We start from the raw sequence: 11,873 nt of genomic DNA, 5'->3' as shown, positions 1-11,873 counted from the left end.
CATTAAGGCTGTGCTCTTTTTGTATACCATAAGGCTTTCGCATTTTGGAAAATATACAAGAAACCATTACATATACTCCATTCCACTAAATTAATAAGATTGGGGCATAACTATTATAAAGCTTACAACACTCTGCATATCGACCGATAGTGAAGTCAAACATAATGAAATTTATAAAGCAGCAAGTCTCCAACAACAGGGAGCCTTGCTGTTTGCCGTTACTGTTTTTTTAGGGGGAAGATTAAAAGTAAGGCTATAAATTTCTAGAGAACAGGTACTTTTGAAGCGAGATAGAAACGTTTCTATTAGAGTTTGAAAAGAAAATTCATAGCTTTGGGAGAGAAAAACTCAATCCGAACTGAATTTTTTAGACGAAGAGTCAGAAAAAAATATGAAAAATATGGTCCTTTAGGACTATGAAATAACAATATTTATTACAAAATTAAAGAGTTATTAATTTTGGCTTATGTGAGCTTGATACAAATTCGATCCATTATTTAGGAGGTTAAAGAGAGTTGCGGAAAAAGGCGGAATTTGTCGGATGATATCAGGTTGAATTTGTTACATTTATGTTAATGGCATGTAAAGATAAAATTGTTGTAGGATAAGGGGTTGGAGCTTCAATGTAAATCATAATGAGTTTAGTTTTACAAAATTCGTGAAAACCAAAAATTTCGTTTTAAACTAAATTATCAGATCATGATTGACAGATAACTAATACAAAAAGTGAAATTGTTGCTTTTGAAGTTTGGAAACAAATAACATAATATGGATTTTGTTTTATTTTTATGAGCTCCATCAATTTAGCCCTTTTGTCCCATGCCAAGCGGTTTTAAAGTTTGTATATTTAAAAACAGTTAGAAAGTGTTGGAAGAAAAAAAGAGATATAAGGATTTACTGTAAAATTATGAACTGCATAGAGGATGGAGGAATTCATTTGACAACTCGATCACAATCTTGGTTCGCAAAAACAGAGGTCCAACCGACTGCGAAGCTCCAACTATTTTGCTTCCCCTACGCTGGTGGTGGCGCTTACATATTTAACTCTTGGAAGTCTAGGTTCGCGCCTGATATTAACGTGTTGCCTATACAACTTCCAGGACGTGAAAGCCGCTCAACAGAAGCTCCAATGGATACTCTTCAGGACATCGTTCAATCGTTGATTCCCGCTATGGCCCCATACATGCATAAGCCGTTCGCTTTTTTTGGGCACAGTATGGGTGCACTGATTGCATTTGAAACAGCACGACAGTTGTACAGCAAAACTGGAAAGCTACCTGTGCATATCATCATATCTGGTAAATCCGCACCACATCTTCCATACTCCAAAAAACGACTCCATGATTTAGCAGACGATTCTTTCACCGAAGAGCTTCGTTTGATGCAGGGAACACCTGAAGAGGTGCTGCAAAATGCAGAATTGATGCAAATTATTATGCCTCGTCTGCGTGCAGATTTTAAGGTATGTGAAACTTATGTTTATCAGCCGGGAAATCCACTGGTATGTCCGATGACCGTTTTAGGCGGAATGAAGGATTTTGAGGTTAGCACAGATTCACTCCATGCCTGGCAACAGCATACGACATCACCTATGGATGTTCAGATGTTCGAAGGTAATCACTTTTTCATCCATGAACAAGAACAAGAAGTTATGAGCGCAGTCGAGAACATTCTTTCTACATCCTCGCCGATGGCCCACGCGGCAGCAGCTCATACAGCTTACAACACAAGCACCCTACAACCACGATTCAGACAGAGTTGAATGTCCCACACATCACGATACACTTCGTTATTACCATCTCAGCAACAATCGACAACCAACCCACAAACAAGATGCAAATTCCAGCATAGTTCAAAATCGCATTTTATTCTGTACGGATACTCATGCATCCAAACCCAGAGTTTATCTCAACGACGTCCACAGCCAATATAAAAAGTTCCCACTGAAAAAGTGTGGGCAACGAAAAGAGGGATGCCCTTGTTTCGATCAAATTCTGCTTTTCGGAGAGTCGCACGTTATGTAAGGCCGTATAATCTATGGGTTTTCATAACGGTGATCGCCTCCTTGTGTTTGGCAGCTATTGACATTATTTTGGGTAAGGCTATTGAGCAAATGGCACAGGGGACATTCTCCTCTACCCAGAACATGATCTATCTGGTTGTTGGTATGACGCTAATTGGAATGCCCTGTAAGTTTGTGATGAGGTACGCTTCAGCGCGTTTTAGTGTTAGTGCTCTGCGCGACTTGAGAGGCGATCTCGTACATAAGTTTTGCGATTTACCGGTTTCCAGCGTGGAAAGGAAATTTACCGGAGATTTGGTATCCCGTCTAACCAATAATACGGCAGTATTACAGAACTTTTTTATCCAGCAGTTTTCCAATCTGTTTTATTTACCGCTTGTGTTTACGGCATCACTCATATTGCTTTTACTGACAAGCTGGAAACTGATATTGGCAAGTCTTGCGCTCATGCCAATAGGAATGATCATAACATCACTAATGAGCAAGCCGATTGAAAAATATTCCGCAGATCTTCAGGAGAAAATTGCTCATTTGAACGCTGTGGGGCAAGATGCAATCGGAGGAATCCCTATCGTCAAGGCATTCAATATGCAAGCTGTGCTGTTGAAGAAGTATATGGTGATTATGGAGGAGGTCGTCAAGCGCGGCTTAAGGCTAGAAAAGCGCTATGCAGCCATTACTCCAGTAGGTGTGATGATGCTGGCAACACCAATTATTTTGGTCATTGTATACGGAGGATACCTGATACAACAAGGAGAGCTGAATGCTGGAGGCATTGTACTTTTTTTATACCTGATTTCGTTCATATTACAGCCGATTGCCATGCTGCCGACAATCATTTCGCAAATGAAGGAAGCGGGTGGAGCCGCAAAGCATTTGTTTGAGGTGCTGGATTGGCAGAATGAACGTCAGGACGGCGAAATGACCTTGGTAGATCAGAGGCGAGAGAATAGGGCGCCTCATTTGGAAGACGATGCAGATGGGGAAGCCAACCGAATGAGTGAAGGCGGAGCAGAAAGCGATGATGGCGTTGATGGTGTTGCTATAGTCAGCTTTGAGCATTTGACCTTTGGCTACGATGAAGGGAACACAGTGCTGAAGGATATCAGCTTCCAGGCAGGGCAAGGGGATATGGTGGCGATTGTCGGTGCCAGCGGTGGCGGTAAAAGCACGATTTTCAAGCTGCTTTGCGGATTTAATGAACCTGGAGAGCATGCCGGAACCATTCAACTATTTGGAAAGAGTTTGACAGATTGGAATTTAACAAGCCTGCGCAGTCATATTTCGATGGTATCTCAGGAGTCGTCGCTTTTTCCGGCCACCATTGCAGAAAATATCGGATATGGACGTCTGGAGGCGACTCGGGAAGAAATTGTCGAGGCGGCGAAAGCGGCACATGCGCATGATTTTATTGTTCAACTTCCCGAGGGCTATGAAACCCTGTTAAGCGAGCGGGGAGGCGGATTGTCTGGCGGTCAAAAACAGCGTATTTCTATAGCAAGAGCATTACTGAAAAATGCTCCGCTGCTTCTATTGGACGAGCCGACTTCAGCACTCGATAGTCAGTCGGAGGCTCAGGTGCAGAATGCGATGAATGCGGTAATGCAAAACCGGACGGTACTGGTCATTGCTCATCGACTGTCAACCGTACGTCAGGCGAACCGTATTATTGTACTCGATCAGGGGAGCATTGTGGAATCGGGTTCTCATGAGGAATTACTAGGTCGTGATGGTGTGTATCGAAAGCTGTATTTGAAAAATTTTGAAGAAGAACAGCATACGGCGGAAAACGGTAATTCGTTGCCTGAGGAAAGGAGTGAGCGTCGTGACCTTCAAGCAGGGGTTTTATGAATTTAAGCAGTTGATGTCCCTGATGAAGCCGCATCGAAAATGGTATTTTACCGGGCTGGTTGGCAATAGTCTGACCAATGCCAGCATCACGATTTTACTTTCTTTCGTGGTGCATTATTTGCTGAATTTTGCGGTTAATGGCGATGTACAGGAGCTATACCGAGCGGTCTATTTGGTCAGTGGTACATTTTTGGCATTAAGTCTTATTTCCCCCCTGTGCAGCTATATGTATAAACGGTGTGTAAAGCTGGCGATTGCCGATGTACGAATGAAACTATTTGGCCACATTGTCAAGCTATCGTACGAAAAAGCCGAAAAACACCATTCGGGTGATCTTGTATCCCGTATGACGAACGATGTACAGGCGCTGGAGCAGGCTTACACCGTTCATATCCGCTCGATTATACTAGAAATTTCGCTTTTCTTGGGCTCGTTGGTCATTTTGATGGTTCTGGATTGGCGATTTGGGATTATGGCGGTTTTACTTGGGCTGGCTTCAGCCTGGATAAACGCTCATTTCGCGAAGAAAATGCGAAAGACAAGTGAAGAGTTACAGGGACGGATGAGCAGGTTCACGGAACGATTGAGTGATTTGCTTTCCGGTTTGCAGACGGTGAAGTTGTTTGGGTTGAGGACAAAGGTAGGTGGACTTTGTAACGATGCAAGCGAGGACATAAACCGCATCAGCATTCGGCAGGGACGTCATATGGGCTTGCAGGATATGTGCAATTTTGTCATAGAGTTCATCACGCTGGGCGGTGTGCTTGTCGCCGGATTGATTCTGGTATCGCAGAAGCAAATGGAACTGGGGGTATTGGGACAGATTGTGCAGCTGCAAACCGGTATTTCAACGGTTTTTTTGGAGCTAGGGGCGGCTGTAACACTGTTACAAAACTCCTTGGCAGGCTTGGCGCGTATTCGCGAAATTCTGGATGAGTCGAAGGAAGAGGAGCAGTTCCCCGCGGCTAAAAAGAAGGGACCGCTGACTAGGCTTATCGATCCCGAGACGGCAGCTTTATCAGCCCGTGAATCTGGGGGATTCTATGGCGATGTTGAGACCTTGCGTACAGACCACGCCATTGAACAGACTCCGGCTGCGCTGGAGCTGCACGACATCACCTTTGGCTATCAGCCTGACCATCCAACGCTGCAAAGGTTAAACTTGGTCGTGCCAGAAGGGCAGGTAACCGCGCTTGTCGGCCCGAGTGGTGGTGGCAAAAGCACAGTCATGAAGCTGTTGCTGGGATTTTACCCACCGGACGAAGGTGTGCTGCGGGTTCGTGGTCGCTTGGCAGAAGAATTTCCGTTGGATGAGGTCAGGGATTTAATGGCCTATGTACCACAGGAGGCTACGCTGTTCCACGGTACAGTAGCGGATAATATCCGTTTTGGCTCACCGGCTGCCACGGATGAAGAAGTAGAGGCTGCGGCCAAAACAGCCTATGCCAGCGGCTTCATAGGCGAGCTGCCAGAGGGGTACGACACGATTGTCGGTGAACGCGGAGCCAATTTGTCCGGCGGTCAAAGACAGCGGATCGCAATTGCCCGTGCTTTGCTCAAAAATGCACCGATTTTGCTGTTGGATGAAGCGACCTCGGCTTTGGATGCAGAATCGGAATATGAAGTCCAGCAGGGCTTAAATGAGCTGATGAAGGATCGTACGACATTAGTTATTGCCCATCGATTGTCTACGATTGAACGGGCGGATACGATCTGTGTCCTTGCCGATGGCGAACTGAAAGAGCAGGGTACCCATGATCAGCTCCTTGCCGAGGGAGGTCATTATGCAGAGCTGTATGAGCTTCAATTTCGAAAGCATCCCGAGGAACAAACCGCATAAATATGCGAATTTCCTTTTTACCAATATCTATTTTGCGAGGAGAGAGACGGATGACACAGCAAGATGTTCAATTATTTTCGCTAAGCCAGCCACAGCAACGGATTTGGTATACGGAGCTTCTGTATCCTAATCGGAACACATCAACAATTATTGCAACAGTAAAAATCAGGGGAACTGTTCGTATAGATGCCTTGCAACAAGCAATGAACCGGGTGATTGCCCAAAATGATTCTTTCCGTATCAAGATCACTGCTCAGGATGGGATTCCATATCAATATGTAGAGCCGTTTACGGCGGAAAATATAGAAACGCTCCAAGTTGCCCCGGAAGAAGCGAATGTATGGTTAAAGCGCCATAATCCACAGCCATTCTCATTGTTGGATTCGCAGCTGTACCGATTTGTTATCTTGCAGCTCGCAGCAGAAGAAACATGGTTTAATTTTAAAATGCATCATATTATTTCAGACGGTGTGTCCATGAATCAGGCCATTAATGAAATCACCGGACATTATATGGATATTGTGCATGGTACAGGTCAAGATGCACCGACCAAAGGCAATCCATATCTGGATTTTATCCAGGTAGAGCAAAGCTATGAGCAATCAGACCGTTATCAAAAGGACAAAACGTACTGGACAGAAAAGTTTGCCGATTTGCCAGAGACTACAGGTTTGAAATCATATAACCCGCTGACACTGAGCACAGCTGCACGCCGGGAGAGCTTTATACTGGAACATGAGTTGTATCGTGGTGTTACGGCTTTTTGCGAGGAACATAAAATTAGTATTTTCACGTTCTTCCTGGCGGCTCTGTATATTTATTTGCATAAAGTGACGGGAGAGCAGGACCTAACCGTGGGGACACTCTATGCCAACCGTACGTCTAAGAAGGAAAAGGATACCATCGGTATGTTCGTCAGCACCGTGGCTACGCGTCTGTTGGTCGAACCAGAATCCGAACTGCTGACCTTCTTGCAAGGTGTAGGGAAGGAGCAGGCGTCCATTTTGCGGCATCAGCGTTACCCATACAACAAAATTATTCAGGATTTGCGTGAACAGCAAAGCAGTCTGGACATTCAGCGTCTGTTTGGTGCTTCCATCCAGTATCGTACATTGAGTTTCTCCCGGTTTGATGAAGCCATTCAGCAGGTAGATAACGATTTCTGCGGAGATACGGTGAACGACTTCGATATTCACATGGTTGAAATGCTGGATGACGATAGACTCGTGCTGTACCTAGATTATCGTACCGAGCTGTTTAGTGAACAGGAAATTGCTCGAATTATTCGACAATTTTTGAGTGTGGCGGAGCATATGGTGCAGGGCCCACACAAGCGGATACAGGAATTGTCGCTGATCAGTGAGGAAGAACGGGCACAAATCGTCGACGTATTCAATGCTACTGCGGTGGAATATCCACACGAAGCAGGCATTCATGAGTTGTTTGAGGAACAGGCTGAACGTACACCGAATCAGACAGCAGTCGTGTTCGGAAATGCCCGTTTAACTTATGGCGAACTGAATGTAAAAGCAAATCGACTGGCTCACACGTTGCGCGGACACGGTGTTACCGCCGAGCAAACTGTAGGTATCGTTGCTGAGCGTTCCACGGATATGATTGTCGGCATGTTGGCGATTCTCAAAGCGGGCGGCGCATATGTGCCGATTGACCCTAATTATCCGGCTGAACGTGTCCGTTACCTGCTGGAAGATTCGGGGGCGAAGTTGCTGCTGGTGCAGCATGCAGAACAGCAACTGGAGGAATACACCGGAATCGTACTGGATCTGAGCGATGCTAAGGTGTACGGGGCAGAGAATGACCAAGGCTTGAATACCGTACATTGGGAGCAAAACGGGGCTTATCATGCGGATTATACCAATTATACAAATCTGAAAAATGAGATTTCAAATGAATCATCCTCGTCTGTCGTAGACAGCACTGCTGGAGAACAAGAACGTAAATTTGGAAACCGACTAGCTTATTTGATGTACACTTCGGGCACGACCGGACAGCCCAAAGGGGTTATGGTAGAACATCGCAATGTCGTGCGTTTGGTGAAAAGTACAAACTATGCGCAATTGGATGCTGATACACGCATTTTGCAAACTGGCGCCGTTGTCTTTGACGCGTCCACCTTCGAAATTTGGGGTGCGCTATTGAATGGTGGACAGCTCGTGCTGGTAAGTCAGGATGTCATTTTGGACGCTCCAAAGCTCAAGGAAGCCGTGCGCAACCATGGTATCACGACAATGTGGCTGACTGCGCCGCTCTTTAACCAGCTATCTCAGCAGGACTTGGAGCTGTTCGAGGGGGTACAAGAACTGCTGGTCGGTGGTGATGTGCTGTCCGTACCGCACATTAACCGGGTGCTGGAGGCTCATCCGTCCCTGCGGATCATTAACGGCTATGGGCCGACAGAAAATACAACTTTTTCTACAACTCATGCGATTGCCAGCGTGCAATTGGAAGCGGTGCCGATTGGGCGTCCGATTCACAACTCCACAGCGTATGTCGTAGACCGTTCCATGCAGCTTCAGCCTGTCGGGGCATGGGGGGAGTTGATCGTCGGCGGCGACGGGGTGGCACGTGGCTACCGGAACCGTCCGGATTTAACGGCTGAAAAGTTTGTAGACAGCCCGTTCCGCAGCGGAGAGCGCTGCTACCGCACAGGCGATTTGGTGCGCTGGAATGAGGACGGGACGTTGGAATACAAAGGACGGATTGACGCACAGGTGAAAATCCGGGGCTACCGGATTGAGTTGGGCGAGGTGGAAGCACAGCTGCTGAAGCTGGAGGCGGTGCAAGAAGCCGTCGTCATTGCACGTGAGGATGAGCAGGGGCAAAAGCAGCTCTGTGCATATGTAGTCACCCTTGCGAATATCGCGGCTAGCGAGCTGCGAAGTGCCTTGAGCCAAGAATTGCCGGGTTACATGGTACCGTCATATTTTGTGCAGTTGGAGCAATTGCCGTTGACACCAAATGGCAAAGTGGATCGTCGGGCATTGCCGCAACCAGAAGGAAGCGTGGATTCCGGTGAGGAATACGTAGCGGCACGTAATGAGGTAGAACGTACGCTAGTGTCTGTGTGGCAATCTGTACTTGGTATTGAGCATATTGGTGTGCTGGATAACTTTTTCCATCTGGGGGGCGACTCGATTAAGGCCATCCAGGTGTCTTCAAGACTGCTGCAAAATGGTTACAAGCTGGAAATGAGGGAGTTGTTCCAGTATCCGACGATTGCTGAGCTGAATGGACGAGTGCAGCGGGTGAGCCGTGTTTCCGATCAAGGAGAAGTCAGTGGAAACGTGGCATTAACACCGATTCAACACTGGTTCATTGAACAGCAGCCATCCAATCCTGAACACTATAACCAGGCTCTGATGCTGCATCGTGAGGATCGATTGGATGAAACGGCGCTTCGTCAGGCACTGCAACGCATTGTCGAGCACCATGATGCTTTGCGCATCGTATTCCGCCAAAATGCGGACGGTGGGTATGAAGCATGGAACCGTGGCGTGCAAGAAGGAGAATTGTACAGCCTCGAAGTAGTTGATTTTACAAATGAGTCTGACTTTGCTCATTTGCTGGAGGACAAAGCCAGCGAAATTCAAAGCAATATCCGTCTAGATGAAGGCCCTTTGGTGAAGCTGGGTCTGTTCCGTTGCACCGATGGAGACCATTTGTTGGTAGCGATCCACCATTTTGTGGTCGACGGCGTGTCTTGGCGTATTTTGCTAGAGGATTTGGCATCCGGTTATGAGCAGGCTTTACAGGGCGAGTCTGTCCGTTTACCCAACAAAACGGATTCCTTCCGTCTGTGGGCAGATCAGCTATCCGCTTATGCGAACAGTGGAGCGTTGGAGAATGAGCGTGCGTATTGGGAGCAGATTGAGCAAGCAGGGAAGAGTCAGGCATCCTTGCCTAAAGATTACACTCGTAAATCTCAGGCTAAGCCACAGCTTCGCGATGATCGGACACTGACAGTAGCGTGGACGGTACAAGAAACGGAACAATTCTTGAAACAAGCTCATCGCGCCTACAATACGGAAGCAAACGACCTGTTGCTGACAGCTCTGGGCACTGCAATTCAGGAGTGGGCAGGCATCCGTCAGGTGCTTGTAAATCTGGAGGGGCACGGACGGGAAGCCATTTTGCCGGATGTAGACATTACGCGTACGATCGGTTGGTTTACCAGCCAATTCCCGGTTGTACTCGATATGGGCGAGGAACAGAATGTGGGACGGCGTGTCAAGAACGTCAAAGAAGGACTGCGCCGTTTGCCGCATAAAGGGATTGGATACGGGATTTTGAGATATCTTGCTGACAGGGAAGGGGAAGCACCTTTTATCAGCGAGCCGGAAATCAGCTTTAACTATCTCGGACAATTCGATCAGGATTTAAAGAATAATGCCTTTCGCATGTCTCCTTATTCCATCGGAGCTTCCATTAGTGACACGTTAACCAAGCGGTATGCTCTGGATATCAACGGCATGATCACGGACGGTGCACTGGAGTTGACGATCAGCTACAGCAACAAAATGTTCATGAAAAAGTCAATCAAAAAGCTGGCTGATCTGCTTCAGGAGAGCTTGCGTGAGGTATTGGCTCACTGTGTGGAAAAAGAGTTGCCAGAGCTGACGCCAAGCGATTTGTCCTTCCAAGGACTGACGGCTGTAGAGCTGGATCATATTGTAGAGCAGACGGCTGCTGCGGGAGAACTGGAAAACATTTATTCGCTCACACCCATGCAAAAAGGGATTCTGTTCCACGGCTTAATGGAGCCGAAATCCGGGGCGTACTTTGAGCAGGCGACATTTGATCTGCAAGGCAGCTTTCAAGTGGAGGCTTTTGCCGAAAGTTTAAATCAACTGGTGGATCGACATCAAATATTCAGAACGAATTTTTATAGCGGCTGGAATGAGCAGCCTTTACAGGTGGTGTACCGCCACAAACATGCCGGGTTCCGTTTAGAAGATGTGCGTTCAATGGGACAAGAAGAGCAGGACGCATACATTGCTGATTTTGCTGAGCGTGACAAAGTCGAAGGTTTTAATTTCAGCTCAGGCGAGCTGATGCGGGTGTCTGTTTTGCGTACAGGCGAGGAGTCGTACCGTTTTGTATGGAGCTTCCACCATATTTTGATGGACGGCTGGTGTTTGTTCCTGGTTGTGGGGGAAGCATTTAATACGTACTTTGCCATCCTCGAAGACCGCAAGCCGGAGCTTGTCCCGATAACGCCATACAGCGAATATATTGAATGGCTGGAGCGACAGGACAACGCGGAGGCTGAACGGTTCTGGAGTGATTACTTTGCTGGTTTCGAGCAGCAGACGGTATTGCCGCAGGCAAAACAGCTGGACGGTCACGCTAAAGAATATGAAGCGGACAAGCTTTCGTTTACACTGGGCCGCGAAGTGACGGAACGGATGAACAAGCTGGTTAAGCAAAAGCAAGTGACGGTCAACACCCTTCTGCAAGCAGCATGGGGCGTTGTGCTGCAACGGTATAACAACAGTCGGGATGTTGTATTTGGCAGTGTCGTATCCGGCAGATCAGCGGATATTCCGGGCATAGACAAAATGATTGGTTTGTTCATTAATACGGTTCCTGTACGGATTCACAGTGAGAAAGATATTACGTTTGCTGCGTTAATGAAGCAGATACAGGAGCAGGCACTGGCTTCCCGTGCTTATGAAACCTATCCGTTGTATGAAATTCAGGCCCTGACAGAGCAAAAACAGGACCTGGTGAACCATATTATGGTGTTTGAAAACTACCCAGTGGAACAGCGTATGGAGCAAATGGGTAGCCGTGGTGAGAATGGTTTTACGATTACAAATGCTTCCGTATCGGAGCAAACGAACTATGATTTCAACATTACGGTTGTGCCGGGTGATGAAATTCATGTCCATTTAGAGTACAACGCGCGAGTATTGGAACGTACAGCTATAGAGCAAATCCGCGGGCATTTGCTGCATATTATTGAAGAAGCGATTAACAGACCAGATGCGCTGGTAGATGAGCTTGAGTTGGTGACTGCTTCGGAAAAAGCGAAAATCATCGACGGTTTTGGATCAGTGGGCGTATCTGCATGGAGTGATGAAAAGCAATCAGAAGGGTTGTTCCACGCCTATGTGGAAGAACAAGCGCAGCTTGTGC

4 protein-coding genes (1 of these 4 running past the window's edge) are annotated in these 11,873 nt (G+C 47.0%); all 4 read left to right on the top strand.

Annotated elements, in window-relative coordinates; genetic code table 11:
* Positions 1–937 precede the first annotated feature (937 nt).
* Positions 938–1,762: a thioesterase II family protein gene (locus MKX30_RS25160; protein WP_028541396.1), complete on the top strand. Its 825-nt coding sequence runs from the start codon at positions 938–940 to the stop codon at positions 1,760–1,762.
* A 216-nt stretch (positions 1,763–1,978) separates the two neighbouring features.
* Positions 1,979–3,874, top strand: a complete 1,896-nt coding sequence (locus tag MKX30_RS25155) for an ABC transporter ATP-binding protein (protein WP_081365948.1) — start codon at positions 1,979–1,981, stop codon at positions 3,872–3,874.
* Positions 3,849–5,714: an ABC transporter ATP-binding protein gene (locus MKX30_RS25150; protein WP_076265430.1), complete on the top strand. Its 1,866-nt coding sequence runs from the start codon at positions 3,849–3,851 to the stop codon at positions 5,712–5,714. Before MKX30_RS25155 ends, MKX30_RS25150 begins: the two co-directional genes overlap by 26 nt.
* A 50-nt stretch (positions 5,715–5,764) precedes the next feature.
* Positions 5,765–11,873 carry the beginning of a non-ribosomal peptide synthase/polyketide synthase gene (locus tag MKX30_RS25145; RefSeq protein ID WP_341063793.1) on the top strand. It continues 36,002 nt past the right edge of the window, so only the first 6,109 of its 42,111 coding nucleotides appear in the window; the start codon lies at positions 5,765–5,767; the stop codon falls past the right edge of the window.

Origin of the sequence: Paenibacillus sp. FSL P2-0173, from assembly GCF_038008045.1 — a bacterium.
GTDB classification, from domain to species: Bacteria; Bacillota; Bacilli; order Paenibacillales; family Paenibacillaceae; genus Paenibacillus; species Paenibacillus polymyxa_B.
Note: the sequence above shows the minus strand (reverse complement) of the source record. Positions and strands in the feature narration are given on the sequence as shown.